Raw genomic sequence first — 14,834 nt, forward strand, 5'->3', positions numbered from 1 at the left:
CATTGGTGACGTGACACGGCGCATTCGGCGCTGTGCGCGATCAAGCGCACCTTCGTATGCGCTGAAATCAATCAATTAGAGCTGAAATCATCAGCTCGCTCTTTGAAGGGCCTATTCCTATGCGTACTTCTGTGTCTTCTGTTCACTCCATCCGCGAGACCGCTTGGGTGCTCGGTGTCAGCCAGTCCGCCGTGTTCCGGGCTATCCGGCTCGGCGTGCTGACGGCTGAGCGCCAGTACGGCCGTCTCGTCGTCCTCGGTAGCTCGCTTCGGCGAGTGCTTTCGGAGCCGGGGGTGCTTCATGACTGATCTGCGGCTGGTCGGGATCGCCTGGTCGCTGGACCACTTGCGATGGGTGCCGACCGATGAGTTGACCGACGTCGTTCAGAGCGACGGGCTGTGCATGTGGGCGTTCACGGACGAACCGCCGTGGGCGGACGAGGAACTGACCGATCGGGAGTTGGCCGAGCGGCAGTGTTCCGGGTGTCCCGTGCGGGACGAGTGCTTGGAGCTGGAGTTGCGCACGGCCGGCGCTGAGACGGTCGGGGTGTGGGGTGCGCTGCCGGAGGACGAGCGGCGCGAGGTGCATGGGCACTGGCTTCAGCGCGGTGAACGGGCCGAGAGGGGGCCGCGTTCATGAACGCCATCAGCATCACGCCTACGCAGGTGCTGGCTGCGGTCGGTGTGCTCTTGGTTCTGGTGTTGGTCTGGCGGGCTGGCTCTCGTCGGGCGAAGGCCGCGGCGAACGCGGCGCGGACAAGCGTTCGGCTGATGTCGCTCGGTGGGCGCGTGGTCGTGAACGCCGTGTTGATCGTGATCGTTCAGTGGGTGGTCGTGACGCACGGCGGGAACGGCTGGCTGTTGTTCGCGGTGCTTGGGGTGCCGGCGTTGCTCGCCTCGTACACGCTGACGAAGGCGCTCACAGTAACCACGTACGAGCCTCGTGGCCGTGGTGGTGATCGGAAGTGAGTGAGCCGATCGAGCGAGTTGCTGTGCAGGTGGACCGGTTGTGCTGGACCGGGATTCTGCTCGGGCTCGCGTTCACGATGACCAACGTTCAGCAGTTCGCGGCGGCCGGTGCGGCCGTGTGGTCGCTCGCCTGGTTTGCGGCGTGGCTGTTGGACCCGATGGTGTCGCTGGTGCTGCTGGCGATCCTCCGTGCCGAGCAGGTGACAGCTCGGCGCGGAGTACGGCTCGGTGGATGGGTGCGAGCCGCCAAGTGGTTCACGCTCGGGGCCACGTACGTCATGAACACCTGGAGTGCGTTCGTGGCCGGGTCCGCGGCGCTCGTGGTGTTGCACTCGGTGCCGCCGCTCGTCGTGTTCGTCGCTGCTGAGGCCGTGACGGAGTTGCGGGACAAGCTTGGGACTGCTGCGGAGGCCGTGGCACCCGCTCCGCGGACGTCGTTCGCGGAGTACCTGGCGGTGGCTCGCAAGGCTCGGAAGTCGAGCGCCAAGGTCTCGCCGGCTTGGGTCCGTGAGGTCACGGGGTGCTCGCGCGGGTTGTCCTCGAAGCTCGCTGCGGCGTTGAACGGGAACCAGCCGTGAACGGCGAACTGGTGCCTGCCGAGCAGGTCTTGGAAGGTGAGCTGGTCGACGAGCGTGCGGCGCTCGTGCGGCGGGTCGAGACCACTTGGCGCTACTCGCGGGTGGTGCCTCCGGCGCTGAAGTCTCGGGAGGCGTTGAAGCTCGCGGCGAAGGATGCGCTCGCTTGGATGCTTCGGGCTCCACTCCGGTGTGCGAGTGCTGTCGGTCGCGGTCTGGTGGTTGCGGCGCGTGGCTGGCGGAACTGGGTTCGAGTGCGGGACTACCGCGACGCTGCCGAGCAGTCGGAGAAGCTGGCCGACAAGTTCGTTGAGATCCGCGCGTTGACCTTGTTCCGGTGGAAGGTCACCGGGACTGTGCTGCTCGCTAGTGGTGCGGTGATCACCGTGGCTTGGGTGCTCTACGGCGACTTGGTGTTGTGGAGCGTTGGAGGCGTCGGTGCGGCTGTGCTGGCGATCGTTGGACGAGCGAAGGACGGCTCACCAGGTCGGAAGTCAGTGCTCGCCGGACCGCGCACGCTGACGTGGACGATGGACTCTCAGGTGCTGGTCGACGCGTTCCGGGACGCCAAGCTGATCGGGAAGGACGAGTCGCTGCGGTTGGTCGAGCGCGCGTCTCGGCAAGGTGCCGGCTGGGCGATCACGGTGGATCTGCCTGCCACGCGCAAGGCGGCCGACGTCGTGAAGCACCGGGAGGACCTGGCGTCGGCGCTGGCGGTGGACGAGATCCAGCTGAGTGTTGAGCGCGTGCGCGGCAATGGCGGTCATGCCGGACGCGTGGCGATGTGGGTTGCCGATGAGGATCCGTACGCCTCACCGCCGATCGGAACGCCGTTGCTCGCGGTCGAGCGTTGGGACGCGTGGCGGCCGGTGCCCTTCGGTACCGATGCGCGTGGACGGCGGATCGACCTGCCGTTGGTGTGGACGTCGGTCCTCATCGGTGCGATTCCTCGGCAGGGCAAGACAATGGCCGAGCGGCTGGCTGCGGCAGGGCTGATTCTCGATCCGTACGCGCGGCTGTACGTCGCCGACTTCAAGAACGGGAAGGACTGGCAGGCGTCGGAGCAGGTTGCGCACCGGTTCATGGCTGGTGACGACAGCGAGCACGTGTTGGAGTTTCTGGACTGGCTCGTTGAGTTGGTTGCGGACGTTCAGCGGCGCTATCGGCGGATGCAGGACCTTGACGATGTCACATGTCCCGAGTCGAAGGTGACTCCGGCGATGTCGCGTGATCCGTCGCTGGACATGCCGATCACAGCGTTGATCGTCGACGAGGTCCACATTGCACTGGAGGATCGCACTCCTGTTGTGGTGCAAGGGAAGAAGCTCACGGCAGGGGAGCAGATTGGCGAGCTGCTGACGTGGCTCGCGAAGAAGGCACCGGCAGCTGGCCTGGTCTTGGTGCTCGCTACGCAGCGGCCGGACAGCAACACGATTCCGTCGAAGTTGCGGGCGGTACTCGGGTCGCGGTTCGCGTTGCGGGTCATGGACTGGCGGGACAGCAACATCGTGCTCGGAGAGCAGATGAACACCCGCGGGTACGACAGCAGCCGATTGCTTCCGTCGCACAAGGGCGTCGGCATCCTGCGGCCGGACGGAGAGACGCAGGCTGGCGCCGATGTGCTCGCGCTGACCGTGCGGACGTTCTACATGCCCAACGAGGACTGGCGGGCGATCTGCGAACGAGGCCGTGCGCTCCGCGAGGTCGAAGGCACGTTGACCGGTCAGGCTGCCGGATGTGACGTGCCGTTGCTCCATCGCGCGGACCTTATACAGGCGATCGGTGGTCCGAGTCGCGACGACATCGAGCTGCCAGAGCCGTTGTCGGCGGTCGTGGACTACCTCGGCGACGGACTGGACGAGCGGGAGTTCGTGCCTACGGCCGAGCTGGTGGAGGCGCTGGACGTCGAGCCGACGACGTTCGGGAAGGACATGGGCGACCTTGGTTGTCGGCCTACGAGGCAGTACGTCCAAGAGGACGAGGGCACGCGCCGTGTCCGGGGCTACCTGACGGCGGACATCCGAGCTGCGATTGTTGAAATCGGCTCGTCTGGCCTGCCGGGCGTGGACCAGCTATGACCGGTGACGATCCGGAACGAGGAGAGCTGAAGGTCAACCTTCCGGTGGAGCTACCTGTTCTCACCAGGCGAGTAAGCCGCATACTGCTAGACATCCTGTTCGAGCTGAGCGAGGCGGAGGCCCTGAACGGGTCTTCGGGAGGGAGGTGCGATGACTGTTGAAATCAGCCGGGACCCGTGGGCGACGCTTGATGACCTGTGGGGCATCGAGGTCAGCGAAGTAGTGGAAGACGGCATCGGTCCGGTAGCGGGCTACGGCCGATGCTCAACTGAGGACAATCAGGACCCTGAGACGTCGCGCGGCTGGCAGTTCGGCAACGCGGACAAGTTCGTCGGGCCGTTGGGCGGACGGATCGTTGAGGAGTTCTTCGACATCGGCAAGTCGCGATCCGTGCCGTGGGAGCGGCGGGACGAGGCTTCGCGGCTGCTGGCGGCCCTGAAGAACCCGCACCGTGGTTGGAACGCCGTTGTGGTGGGGGAGGGGACGAGGTGCTGGTTCGGCAACCAGTTCTCGTTGATCGCTCCTCGGTTCGAGGCGTACGGCGTTGACCTGTGGGTGCCGGAGTTGGGTGGGAAGTACAACCCGCGGAATCCGTCGCACAAGATGCTGATGAGCGTGCTCGGTGGCATGAGCGAGTCCGAGCGTCAGCACGTGCAGGCGCGTGTTCGGGCCGCGATGGATACGCAGGTGCTCAACGAGGGACGTCACCAGGGCGGCCGAGCGCCGTACGGGTACGTGACGGTAGACGGCGGTCCGCATCCGAATCCGCGCAAGTCAGCGGAGGGTTACCGGTTGCGGGTGCTCGCGATCGATGACGAGTCCGCATGGGTCGTCCAGCGCATCTTTGCCGAGTACTTGAGCGGCATGGGTGATCGGGCCATTGCCAACGGGCTCAACCGTGACCGGATTCTGTGCCCGTCCGCGCGCCGGCCGGATCAGAACAAGCATCGGCCCGGCGATGGTTGGCAGGGCGGCACTGTGCGGGCGATCGTGGAGAACCCTCGTTACACCGGCTATGCGTTCTTCGGTCGCTCTACGAAGTTCGAGACGCTGCTCGACCCTGACGACGTGTCGGCTGGTCACGTGGTGCGGTTCCGGAAGGCCAGCCCGGATCGAGTGGTCCGGTCGCGTAATCCTGCGCACCCGAAGATCGTGGAGATTGAGGACTTCACGGCTGCGCAGCTTCTGCGGAAGTCGAAGGGCAGCTTGCGGAGCGCGCGGAAGACGGAACGGTCTGGGCGTGCGCTGAAACACCGCTACCTGTTCCGCGGTCGTATCCGGTGCGACATCTGCGGTCGGAAGATGGAGGGCAGCCCGCGTAAGAAGGCGATGTATTACCGGTGTCCTGCGCGCACGTTGGCTCCGGGATCGCCAGTGCTCACGTCGCATCCTGGCGCGGTCTATTTGAGAGAGGACGCTCTTCAGGACGCGGTGAATGGCTGGTTGGGACATGTCTTCGATCGGAAGAACCGCGACCGGACCGTTGCCGCGTTGATGGACTCGCAAGAGCCGGTCATACAGATCGGTCGTGACGCTGCGAAGAAGCGGCTCGCTGAGGCAGAAGCCAAGCTGACCAGATTTCAGAACGCCATCATCGCTGGCGTGGACCCTGCGGCGCTGGTCGAGGCGATCAACGAGGCACAAGCGGAACGGCTCGTGTCACGAGCGGCCCTGGACAACGTCCCAGCACCGGTGGAGGTGGACGTTGCCGAGATCTACGCGGCGATCGACTTGATAGGAGACGTCAGCGCGGCACTGAGAGGCAGCGCGCCGACGAGACTGGAAGAGCTGTACGAGGCGATAGACCTGCAAGTTCGGTACAAGCAAAACCCCCACGTAGCTGATGTCTCCATCAACCCCGTGGGGGTGAATAACGCTCGTGTCCGAGGGGGGACTTGAACCCCCACGCCCTTACGGGCACTAGCACCTCAAGCTAGCGCGTCTGCCATTCCGCCACCCAGACTGATGGGAGAAGAATACAGGACGGTTCGAGGGCCCTGAGCGCGGGGCTACGATCGGGCCGTGAAGGTCATCGTCGAGGCCGACGGCGGGTCGCGGGGCAACCCGGGACCGGCTGCGTACGGCGCGGTAGTCCGGGACAAGCTCAGCGGCGAGACGGTGGCCGAACGCAAGGGTTTCCTGGGGGTGGCGACCAACAACGTCGCCGAGTACCAGGGCCTGATCGCGGGGCTCCTGGCTGCTCGGGAGCTCGGGGCCGAGACCGTGGACGTGCGGATGGACTCGAAGCTCGTCGTCGAGCAGATGTCCGGGCGCTGGAAGATCAAGCATCCGTCGATGCAGCCGCTCGCCAAAGAGGCGCAGGCCCTGGCGCGGGACTTCCAGAAGGTCACGTACGAGTGGATTCCGCGGGAGCGCAACCGGCAGGCCGACCGGCTCGCCAACGAGGCGATGGACGCCGAGGAGAAGCCCGAGGAGAAAGCCGAGCCGACCCAGGAAGGCGCCAAGCAGCCGCACTGGAGTGGCGCCGCGGGCGAGCCCACGCGGTTGATCCTGCTGAGGCACGGGCAGACCAGGTTGTCGGTCGACCGTCGTTACTCGGGGCGGGGTGACCACGCGCTCACGGAGCTCGGGTTGGAGCAGGCCGAGAAGGCCGCCCAGCGTCTGTCCAAAGTGGGCGGTGTCGACGGGATCATCTCCTCGCCGTTGCAGCGGGCGGCGCAGACCGCGCAGAAGCTCGCCGACAGGATCGGGCTCGAGGTCGTCACGCACCAGGGGCTCATCGAGACCGACTTCGGCTCGTGGGAAGGGCTGACGTTCGCGGAGGCTGCGCGGCAGGACCCGGAGATCCACCGGCGGTGGCTGGGCGACACGTCCGTCAAACCGCCTGGTGGTGAGAGCTTCGACGAGGTCAACGCCAGGGTGCGGAAGGCGCGGGCGGAGATCATCGCCCGGTACGGCGGCAAGACGCTCGTGCTGGTGAGTCACGTCACGCCGATCAAGACGCTGCTCCGCCAGGCGCTGGACGTCGGGCCGCAGTTCCTGTTCCGGATGCACCTCGATCTGACCGGTGTGTCGATCGCCGAGTTCTACCCGGACGGGCACGCGTCGGTGAAGCTGGTCAACGACACCTCGCACCTCGGGTGACCGCGATCAGCTGACCTTCCGCAGTCGCGGCGTCAAAGCACTCGTGAACCGGTCGGCCGCTGCTTCCAGGGCGGCGGCAGCGGCGGGTGAGCCCACGTTCTGGTCCAGCACGAACTCCCCGCGCACCACCTGGTCCGCGCCCTTGGCGGCGAGCAACGGGTGCAGCGCGTAGTCCATCGCCACCAGGAAGCCCTGGCTGCCGCCCGTCGCGAGCGGCAGCACCGCACGTCCGCGCAACGCCTTCTTCGGCAACAGGTCGAGCAACGCCTTCACGAGACCGCTGTACGCGGCGCGGTACACGGGCGAGGCGATCACGATGCCGTCGGCCGAGAGCACACTGCTCACCGCGGCGGCGATCTCCGGGTCACGCAGGTCTTCGGTCAGCAGCGACAACGTCGGCAACGCGCGCACGTCGAGCAACGACACGTGGTGTCCCGCAGCCCGCAAGGCCTCGGACACGTGGGAAACCACGACACCGGTCGGCGCGGAGTGGGACGGCGCACCGGAGATGATCATCAGATCGGACATGGCAGGCCACTCCGTAGCGACGGCTTGTGATGGCACCGAGTGAACCAACGTCCAGGCCGGTGAACAACCAGTCCCAGCCGCTGGGATATCCTGACGAGTGCGGATGAGTCGGCAGGGCGGCCGCGGCAGGAGACTGTCGAGGAAAGTCCGGACTCCACAGGGCAGGGTGGTTGTTAACGGCAACCAGGGGTGACCCTCGGGACAGTGCCACAGAAAGCAGACCGCCTCGCTTGTCGAGGTAAGGGTGAAACGGTGGTGTAAGAGACCACCAGCGCCCCAGGTGACTGGGGCGGCTAGGTAAACCCCACCCGGAGCAAGGCCAAGAGGGCACCGGACCGCGAGGGAAGGTGCCTGCGTGAGCGTTCGAGGGCTGCCCGCCCGATGCTCACGGGTAGGCCGCTAGAGCCTGTCGGCAACGGCAGGCCCAGATGGATGGCCGCCAAGTGGGACCTAGTCCCATGAACAGGATCCGGCTTACATGCCGGCTCATCCGCCTTCACCCGTTGCCTCGTTCGGCCCACCCTGATCGCACGTGTGCGGTGGGAGAGTTGGCGGCTGCGATTGCTCCGTTCAGCCCTGTGCGGCGAATTGTTCGTCAATTAGCGTCCCTCTCCGCGTGACGCTGTGCGGATTGTCGATCACTGCGGGGTGACGGCCGCCGGCGTCCGAGGACTGGGGTTCTCGTGCCGTCGCGTGGATTCAGCCTGCCCAAAAAACTTCTGGTGCTCTTTTCGCTGACCGTTCTCGCTCTGGTCGGCGTTCCGGCCGGACCGGGGATCAACGGCCCCGGCAAGCTTCCTGACCTGGGCGTTTCGGGTTGGTGGCAGTCGATCGCCGGGTGGTTCGGCGGTAGAGCGGAGGCGGCGCCGAGGCCTCGGCAGGAGCCGCCGAAGCGAGTGCGGGAGCTGACCGAGCGGCGCACGCCGTCGGTGCGGTTGTTCCAGATGTCGGACGGTCAGGTCGAGGCCGAGGTCTCGCCGCGTCCGACGGTCTTCAAGGACGCGCAGGGCCGCTGGAAGGACATCGACGCCACGGTCCGCGAGACACCGCGTGACGGCTACCGATTCCTCAACGACACCAACGGTTTCACGAGCCTGTTCGGTGAGTCGACGGACAAGCTGGCGCGCTTCGAGGCGGCCGGCAGGCGGATCGGGCTCGGCATCGACGGCGCGGCCAGGACCGCGAAGCCGAAGGTCGAGAAGAGCACCGTCACCTACCCCGGCGCGTTCGACGGCGCGGATCTGGTCTACCAGGTCACGGGCGAGGCGTTGAAGGAGAACATCGTTCTCGCGAAGGCGCCGAAGGACGCGACGTACCGGTTCACGCTGGATCTGGCGGGTGTGACGGCGCGGGCGCTGCCGGACGGGGTGATCGGGTTCTTCGACAACCCGGATGCGCCGCCGGTGTTCGTGATGCCGAAGCCGTTCATGTTCGACAGCGCGGCGGGAATCACGCGCAGCCGCCAGCCCAGTTCGGACAGCAGCTTGTCCGCCTTGCGGTGGTTGCACTCACCGGGGTTCGTGGGCGACTACATGCGCATGCAGCAGTGCATGGCCGATCCGAACTGCGGAACGGCGTGAGGGGGAGGTTCGTGCCAGAGCAACCGTCACCACCGTGGAAGATGCAGTGGAGCATCGGGCTCCTCGGCGACTTCCTCTGGATGAACCTGCCGGAGTCCCGTCCGTTCTTCGCGGAACGGATCGCGGCCGAGGTCGAGGAGGCGATCGAGCTCGACCGGGAGCTGCAGCCCGTCCAGCCGATGGACACCGCTCGCGACGTGTTGTGGTACCCGCTGATCCAGCCGGCGCTCGACGCCGACCCGATGGACGAGGAGTGGGTGTCCCGGCTGCTGCGGGTCGTTCGCGAGGCGTGGGAGCTGGAGCCACTTCCGTGGGAGGACACCAGGTACGGCTTGCGCGTGTACGTGCTGGAGAACCTCGACGTGCCGGACTACCTGCCGATCGTCGAACGGCTTGATCCCGCGCTGTACGCCGCGATCAGGAAAGAGATCGGTTCGTAGCTCCGTAAAGGACGGTGCCCCGGGCGGAGATCCGCCCAGGGCACCGTTGTGTGGTCAGGACGATCAGAACGTCGCGACGTTCAGCAGCCGCTCGTGCGTGCCGTCGGGGTCGGTCGAGGAGGTCCAGTCGGTGGTTCCCGCCGACTGCAGTGCGGACTTCACGGCCGACGGAGACGCGCTCGGGTGGGTCGACTTGTACAGCGCCGCCGCACCCGCGACGTGCGGGCTGGCCATGGACGTGCCCGAGATCGTGTTGTAGCCGCCGCCCTTCCAGGTCGACAGGATGCACACGCCGGGCGCGATGACGTCCACGTCCGCGCCGTAGTTGGAGAAGTCGGCGAAGGTGTCGTCGACGTCCGCGCGGCACGTCGACGCGGCGCCGCCGCCCGGCCGGCCGTTGAAGTCGGCCAGTGCGCTGACCGTGATGACCTCCTCGTAGGTGGCCGGCACGAAGGTCGACGAGTTCGCCGCGCTGTTGCCCGCGGCCACGACGTAGGTCACGCCGGCGGACACCGAACGGCAGATCGCCTCGTGCATCGCGTCCTTGTTGGATCCGCAGGCGCTGTCGCTGCCGGAACCGCCGAGGCTCATGTTCGCGACCTCGATCTCGTTCGCGTGCGCGGTGACGTAGTCGATGCCGCAGATGATGGCCGAGAACGAGCCGCTGCCCTGGTTGTTCAGCACGCGGACCGGCCAGATGCGGGCGCCGGGGGCGACGCCGACGACCCCGTTCCCGTTGTCGAGCGCGCCGATGGTGCCGGCGACGTGGGTGCCGTGGCCGTTGCCGTCGTCAGCGCTGCGGCCGGTGGAGCAGTTCTTCGCTCCCGCCGTGTTGACGTTGAGGTCCGGGTGGTCGAGGTCGACGCCGGTGTCGATCACGGCGACGTCCACGTTCACCCGCTCGTCGGTGCCGTTGATCTTGGCGGTCGGGCTCTTCTCGGCATCGACGCGGTCGACACCGGTAGGCAGGGTCTGCGCGGCGATCGAGGCCACGCCGTCTGGTTGCACCAGCGCGATCCGCGAGTCGCGGGCCAGACGCGCGGCGGTGGCAGGGGTCATGCGCGCTGAGTAACCACGCACGGCCGACTCGTACAGGTTCTCGACGGTGACGCCCGCCAGATTGGTCACGCTCTGCACACCAACGCCGTCTTTCAGCAGCACGATGTAGCTACTGGTCTGGGTGTCGGCGATGGCAGGAGCAGGGAGTGCGGCGGCGATCAGGACAGCTGCGAACAGGGCTTTGACGGTGAGTCGTCGCATGTCTCTCCTCAAAGGGGCTTGAGCAGGGACCACGATGCTCGCATCCGAATGGCCAAATGCGCTAGCCCGTTCGGGTGTAATCAGAACGAGTGGTTCATGTATTGATGGACGCGTGCTCTCCCATCTGGAATGTGCTCGCTGCGGTCTGCGCCACGACGCCGACCAGCCGCAGAACCTCTGCATCGAGTGCGCGTCGCCGCTGCTCGCCCGCTACGACCTCACCCACGTCCGCAAGCCCACCAGCGAGAACTCGCTGTGGCGCTACCGGGACGTCCTGCCGGTCCGCGATCCCGATCCCGCGTTCAGCCTCGGCGAGGGCATGACCCCGCTCGTGCCGTTGCCCGCGCTGAGCCGGGCACTGGACGCGACCATCCTCATGAAGGACGAGTCGCTCATCCCGACCGGCTCGTTCAAGGCGCGCGGCGCCGCCGTCGGGGTGGCGCGGGCGAAGGAGCTGGGCATCGAGGGCATCAAGATGCCGACCAACGGCAACGCGGGCGCCGCTTGGGCCCTGTACGCGGCGCGCGCCGGAATGCGCAGCGTCATCGCGATGCCGGAGGACGCCCCGCTGATCACCCGTGAGGAGGTCGAGGCGAGCGGCGCCGAACTGCGGATCGTGCCGGGCACGATCGCTGACGCGGCCCGAGCCATCAAGGACGTCGATCTCTTCGACGCTTCAACGCTCAAAGAGCCCTATCGCATCGAGGGCAAGAAGACGATGGGCTACGAGATCGTCGAACAGCTCGGCTGGCGCGTTCCCGACGTGATCGTCTACCCGACCGGTGGCGGGGTCGGCCTGATCGGGATTCACAAGGCGCTCCACGAGATGCGCGAACTCGGCTGGATAGAAGGACCTCTGCCGCGTCTCGTCGCGGTGCAGTCCACCGGGTGTGCCCCGATCGTGCGCGCCCACGAGGCGGGTGCCGCCGAATCGACGTTCTGGGACAACGCCTTCACGAGCGCGTTCGGCATCAACGTGCCGAAGCCGTTGGGGGACTTCATCATCCTGAAGGCCATCAGTGAAACCAATGGCATCGCAACAGCTGTGGACGATGGGCAGATCGCCGCGGACCGTGCGGAGTGCGCCCGGCTCGAAGGCGTGTTCCTCTGCCCGGAAGGCGCCGCCACGATCAGCGCCGTCCGGAAGCTGAGGGAAAACGGTTGGCTCCAAGCGGATGACGAGGTCGTCGTGCTGAACACCGGAGCAGGCATCAAGTACCCAGGTGTCCGCCTCTAGGTACCCCCAAGCCCTAGGAGCGTTACAGAATTTCGGCCGTTCGAGTGGTGCGGCCCTCGCTTCGGGCCACTCTCGGTATCACGACCCGAAACGCCAAATCCTCCTGTCAGACGGCCGGCCCCTGCAGCCGGTCGTCCCCAAGGGAGGGAAGAGACATGCAACGCAAGCTGACCGTGGTGCTGGCCCTGTCCAGCCTGGTCACCGCCGGAGCGGTCGGAGTCGCGACCGCCGACGCCACGGAGCTCCCCGTCTACGGGGTGACGAGCTCCGGTCTCGATCAGGAACAGGCGCAGCAGCTGCAACGGGCGTTCGGCCTCAAAGACGTCCAAAGATCCGAGTACGGCGCCGTGTCCTTCGCGGACGAGCAGCGCTACCAGTACCTGCCGACCGTCGACAAAGGACAGGGCAGGCCGGACGAGGACGGCAACGCGACCGCGCAGACCGCGCTCGACACCGAGGCGATCAAGCGCATCAAGACCATCCCGGTCGAGGAAGCGGCCAAGCGCGCCCAGGAAGGCCTGAGGGCCGCGGGTGTGCTGCCCGAGAACGCAACGCCTTCCGCGCAGTACACGACGTTCGAGCTGTCCGACCCCAACGGCCGCAACGCACTCACGGCGAACCTCGACACGTCGGTGTCCTACACGTTCCAGCTCGGCGGCATCCCGCTGGAGGGTGAGGGCGCGAACGTGCGCGTCTCGTTCGACGCGCAAGGTGTCACGGCCGTCAGCCACGCGGCCAGCACCTACGAAAAGGCCGGCACCGCCAAGGTGAACGACCTCGCGTACGGCGCCAAGCTGTGCCAGAAGTACCTGGGCGCCGAGGTGAAGCCGGAGGTCGGCTACGTCTACGTCGCCCCGCCGCTGGAGGCCAAGGCCGACAGGATCGAGCCGTCGTTCCGCTGCTCCGGCCGCACCGCCGACGGTGGCGCCCCGCAGGCCATCACCCTGCCCGCGGTCGTCGGCGCCGAGATGCCGCTGCCGGGGCCGGGCCAGGAGCCCCGCCCGGACTTCCAGTTCAAGATGCAGGCCGCCGGCACCCAGGTCGGCAGCGAGGGCACCGGAGTCTGCTCCGGCCTGCCCAACACCGCCGCCAACATCGGCACCTTCAACACCGAGGCGAGCAACCACGGCATCACCCGCGACTTCAGCTGGCTCGACGGCAACGCGTGGGAGAGCGACTTCAAGGACCCGATGTTCGCCGGTGGTGACGACACCAACTGGGCCGACGACGTCGACCTCACCTACTGGCAGGGCCACGGCTCCGGCACCGGCTTCTACTTCACCGGCTGCTCCAGCCACAACGACACCAAGCTCGCCAACACCGAGGCGCGCTGGGGCCAGAACGACGTCGAGTGGATGAGCCTGTTCACCTGCCTGATCCTCGAGGACAGCACCGGCGGCCAGAGCTGGGCGCAGCGCTGGGGCCAGGCCTTCCGCGGCCTGCACCAGATCAACAGCTTCACGACCGTCAGCTACAACTCCGCCAACCACGGGGGCAAGTTCGGTCACTACATGTGGCGCTCGCCGTTCCTGTGGTGGAACAACCCGATGAAGGTCCGCGACGCGTGGGCGCAGGCCAGCATCGACACCCAGCCCGCCTCGGTCCGCTGGGCGACCATGGGCGTCTACCAGCCCGCCACCGGTGGCCTGGGCAACTTCAACGACTACTTCTGGGGCAAGGGCGCGGTCGGCGCCGACCTCGCCTCGACCGGCTACTTCTGGCGGATCTCCGGCGCCAGCTGACCCAGGTCGCGCACCCTCAACCGCACCATCCCGAGTGAAGCGAGCAGGACAGCCACCGCCGCGACCCCGATCAGGGGCGCGGCGGTGAGCTGTTGCCCCAAAACTGCCTGGTGACGAGGGCAGGCCGGTCGCCAAGCTGGGGGCATGGAGTCTGAGGGCGGCCGCACGGCCGAACGCAAAGCTGATCTGGACTCGGTCCTGGGTGACTCGAAGGCCGAAAGGTTCGACGGGTACGTGGGGTGGCACGTCTTCAAGCGCGAGGTGGTCCTCACCGTGGACCTGGGCCTGTTGGCGGTCTACGTCACCCAGTTCGTGAGGTACCGATCGCTCGCGCGGCCGTCGGCGTGAAGACTCAGCGGTTGGCAGGGCGCCCCGAAGGCATCCGCAACACGGGCCGGAACGGCTGCCCCCCGTTGTAGAGCTCCTCCAACTCCGTCACATAAGCCAGCACCGCCGGATTCACGATGTCGGCCAGCGACCGCACCCCGGCCTGAGGCTCGTAGGACGCCAGGTACGTGGCCGCCGCACGCGCGCGCTCGAGCACGGACCTGTCGAAGTTGATCGTCCGCTGGACCCGGCGCGTGGATTGTGGAGGCTCCCCGGTAGGCTCGATCACGCCTGGAGCACTAGGGGAGGCTGTGATTCCGTCCACACTTCCGTCCGGCACGAGGTCAGGTTCGAGCATGGGCGAATCTCCTCGGAGTCGTCGCTTCGGAGCGCACCCGCAGTGCCAGTCAAAGGGGTCGCGAACCGGCCGATCAGGGCGTTCACATGAGTGGACACGTGCGCGTGTTTAGAGCGCACGCACTGTGTGTGACCAGGGCGTTCGCAGTCGGGTGAACCTTGCCAGCGACGGAGAGAATCTTGGTCCTGGTGTTCCCCACTGACGTCTCCTCAGTGATGATGTGTCGGCCAGATTAGACGTAATTCCTCCCAGGGGGAACGGCCAGATGATCTACCGCCCGCTCCAACAGCTTCACACGTCGTGACGAACTCGTGTTCTACTCGTAGCGCAAGCCCGAGCGCACTCTGGAGTACCAAATGACCGCCATGGACCTGGTGACACTTGCTCAGCAGCAACCGACGGTGCCGGGCACAAGCAACGTCCGTGACTGGATCCTGAACAACATCGTTCCGCTGCTCCTGCTCACCGTCGCGCTCCTCCTTCTCTGGCTGGGAGGTGGCAAAGGTGACAACGCGGGTGTCATGCGCCGCCTCGGTGGTGTGATCGTCGCCCTGGCCATCATCGGCCTCGCGGTCACGACCGACGCGGGGGCGAACATCGGCAAGTGGCTCGCCGGCCTGTTCGTCGGAGGCTGAC

The 14,834-nt window shown here is 66.7% G+C and carries 14 protein-coding genes, 1 tRNA gene, 1 other RNA gene and 1 pseudogene; 12 read left to right on the forward strand and 5 right to left on the reverse strand.

Going from position 1 to position 14,834, the window contains the following annotated elements; translation table 11 throughout:
- The first annotated feature begins 300 nt into the window (after positions 1–300).
- The 5 genes from SK803_RS42925 (at position 301) to SK803_RS42945 (ending at position 5,520) form a co-directional block, all read left to right on the forward strand.
- Positions 301–639, forward strand: a complete 339-nt coding sequence (locus SK803_RS42925; RefSeq protein WP_319971989.1) for a WhiB family transcriptional regulator — start codon at positions 301–303, stop codon at positions 637–639.
- Positions 636–968: a hypothetical protein gene (locus SK803_RS42930; RefSeq protein ID WP_319971990.1), complete on the forward strand. Its 333-nt coding sequence runs from the start codon at positions 636–638 to the stop codon at positions 966–968. The genes SK803_RS42925 and SK803_RS42930 overlap by 4 nt, the downstream gene beginning before the upstream one ends.
- Positions 965–1,546: a hypothetical protein gene (locus SK803_RS42935; protein ID WP_319971991.1), complete on the forward strand. Its 582-nt coding sequence runs from the start codon at positions 965–967 to the stop codon at positions 1,544–1,546. The genes SK803_RS42930 and SK803_RS42935 overlap by 4 nt, the downstream gene beginning before the upstream one ends.
- Positions 1,543–3,621 (forward strand): cell division protein FtsK, encoded by a 2,079-nt coding sequence (locus SK803_RS42940; RefSeq protein ID WP_319971992.1) that lies wholly within the window; start codon positions 1,543–1,545, stop codon positions 3,619–3,621. Before SK803_RS42935 ends, SK803_RS42940 begins: the two co-directional genes overlap by 4 nt.
- Before the next feature lie 150 nt (positions 3,622–3,771).
- Entirely contained in the window at positions 3,772–5,520 is a 1,749-nt protein-coding gene (locus tag SK803_RS42945; RefSeq protein WP_319971993.1) for a recombinase family protein, read from the forward strand.
- Here the strand turns inward: SK803_RS42945 and SK803_RS42950 are convergent.
- Positions 5,502–5,584: transfer RNA gene (locus tag SK803_RS42950), tRNA-Leu, on the reverse strand. The two genes, SK803_RS42945 and SK803_RS42950, sit on opposite strands and share 19 nt — an antisense overlap.
- Positions 5,585–5,643: 59 nt before the next feature.
- On the opposite strand from SK803_RS42950, the gene SK803_RS42955 reads away from it, so the two are divergent.
- Positions 5,644–6,726, forward strand: coding sequence for a bifunctional RNase H/acid phosphatase (locus tag SK803_RS42955; protein WP_319971994.1), 1,083 nt, complete (start codon positions 5,644–5,646; stop codon positions 6,724–6,726).
- Positions 6,727–6,732: 6 nt separating this feature from the next.
- Here the strand turns inward: SK803_RS42955 and SK803_RS42960 are convergent, their stop codons facing one another.
- On the reverse strand, positions 6,733–7,254 hold the full coding sequence (locus SK803_RS42960) for an NAD(P)H-dependent oxidoreductase (RefSeq protein WP_319971995.1): 522 nt from the start codon (positions 7,252–7,254) through the stop codon (positions 6,733–6,735).
- A 104-nt stretch (positions 7,255–7,358) separates the two neighbouring features.
- On the opposite strand from SK803_RS42960, the gene rnpB reads away from it, so the two are divergent.
- Positions 7,359–7,747, forward strand: an RNA gene (gene rnpB, locus SK803_RS42965) — RNase P RNA component class A.
- A 945-nt stretch (positions 7,748–8,692) separates the two neighbouring features.
- Here rnpB and SK803_RS42970 read toward each other — a convergent pair.
- Positions 8,693–8,764 (reverse strand): annotated as a pseudogene (locus SK803_RS42970) (HNH endonuclease); the annotation flags it as partial.
- 81 nt (positions 8,765–8,845) lie between these two features.
- On the opposite strand from SK803_RS42970, the gene SK803_RS42975 reads away from it, so the two are divergent.
- Positions 8,846–9,274: a hypothetical protein gene (locus SK803_RS42975; RefSeq protein ID WP_319971996.1), complete on the forward strand. Its 429-nt coding sequence runs from the start codon at positions 8,846–8,848 to the stop codon at positions 9,272–9,274.
- A gap of 63 nt (positions 9,275–9,337) precedes the next feature.
- Here the strand turns inward: SK803_RS42975 and SK803_RS42980 are convergent, their stop codons facing one another.
- Positions 9,338–10,534: a S8 family peptidase gene (locus SK803_RS42980; RefSeq protein ID WP_319971997.1), complete on the reverse strand. Its 1,197-nt coding sequence runs from the start codon at positions 10,532–10,534 to the stop codon at positions 9,338–9,340.
- A 112-nt stretch (positions 10,535–10,646) separates the two neighbouring features.
- Between SK803_RS42980 and SK803_RS42985 the strand changes: the two genes are divergently transcribed.
- The 3 genes from SK803_RS42985 to SK803_RS42995 all read left to right on the forward strand — a co-directional run bounded on the left by SK803_RS42985 (position 10,647) and on the right by SK803_RS42995 (position 13,861).
- Positions 10,647–11,771 (forward strand): threonine synthase, encoded by a 1,125-nt coding sequence (locus tag SK803_RS42985; RefSeq protein ID WP_319971998.1) that lies wholly within the window; start codon positions 10,647–10,649, stop codon positions 11,769–11,771.
- Between the two features lie 155 nt (positions 11,772–11,926).
- Complete coding sequence (locus SK803_RS42990) at positions 11,927–13,513, forward strand: DUF6345 domain-containing protein (RefSeq protein ID WP_319971999.1); 1,587 nt, start codon at positions 11,927–11,929, stop codon at positions 13,511–13,513.
- A gap of 144 nt (positions 13,514–13,657) precedes the next feature.
- The gene (locus tag SK803_RS42995; protein ID WP_319972000.1) at positions 13,658–13,861 is read left to right on the forward strand and encodes a hypothetical protein; all 204 of its coding nucleotides are present in this window, start codon (positions 13,658–13,660) and stop codon (positions 13,859–13,861) included.
- Positions 13,862–13,865: 4 nt separating this feature from the next.
- Here SK803_RS42995 and SK803_RS43000 read toward each other — a convergent pair whose 3' ends face one another.
- Positions 13,866–14,129, reverse strand: a complete 264-nt coding sequence (locus SK803_RS43000) for a hypothetical protein (RefSeq protein WP_319972001.1) — start codon at positions 14,127–14,129, stop codon at positions 13,866–13,868.
- A gap of 425 nt (positions 14,130–14,554) precedes the next feature.
- Between SK803_RS43000 and SK803_RS43005 the strand changes: the two genes are divergently transcribed.
- Positions 14,555–14,833: a hypothetical protein gene (locus tag SK803_RS43005; protein WP_170176263.1), complete on the forward strand. Its 279-nt coding sequence runs from the start codon at positions 14,555–14,557 to the stop codon at positions 14,831–14,833.
- Position 14,834: the final 1 nt, after the last annotated feature.

Source organism: Lentzea miocenica, from assembly GCF_033949945.1.
In the GTDB taxonomy this organism is placed as follows: Bacteria; Actinomycetota; Actinomycetes; order Mycobacteriales; family Pseudonocardiaceae; genus Lentzea; species Lentzea miocenica.

Coding starts and splice junctions, on each gene's coding strand:
- SK803_RS42925 (WP_319971989.1), top strand. CDS start 301: ATGACTGATCTGCGGCTGGTCGGGATCGCCTGGTCGCTGGACCACTTG.
- SK803_RS42930 (WP_319971990.1), top strand. CDS start 636: ATGAACGCCATCAGCATCACGCCTACGCAGGTGCTGGCTGCGGTCGGT.
- SK803_RS42945 (WP_319971993.1), top strand. CDS start 3,772: ATGACTGTTGAAATCAGCCGGGACCCGTGGGCGACGCTTGATGACCTG.
- SK803_RS42960 (WP_319971995.1), bottom strand. CDS start 7,254: ATGTCCGATCTGATGATCATCTCCGGTGCGCCGTCCCACTCCGCGCCG.
- SK803_RS42980 (WP_319971997.1), bottom strand. CDS start 10,534: ATGCGACGACTCACCGTCAAAGCCCTGTTCGCAGCTGTCCTGATCGCC.
- SK803_RS42990 (WP_319971999.1), top strand. CDS start 11,927: ATGCAACGCAAGCTGACCGTGGTGCTGGCCCTGTCCAGCCTGGTCACC.
- SK803_RS42995 (WP_319972000.1), top strand. CDS start 13,658: ATGGAGTCTGAGGGCGGCCGCACGGCCGAACGCAAAGCTGATCTGGAC.
- SK803_RS43005 (WP_170176263.1), top strand. CDS start 14,555: ATGACCGCCATGGACCTGGTGACACTTGCTCAGCAGCAACCGACGGTG.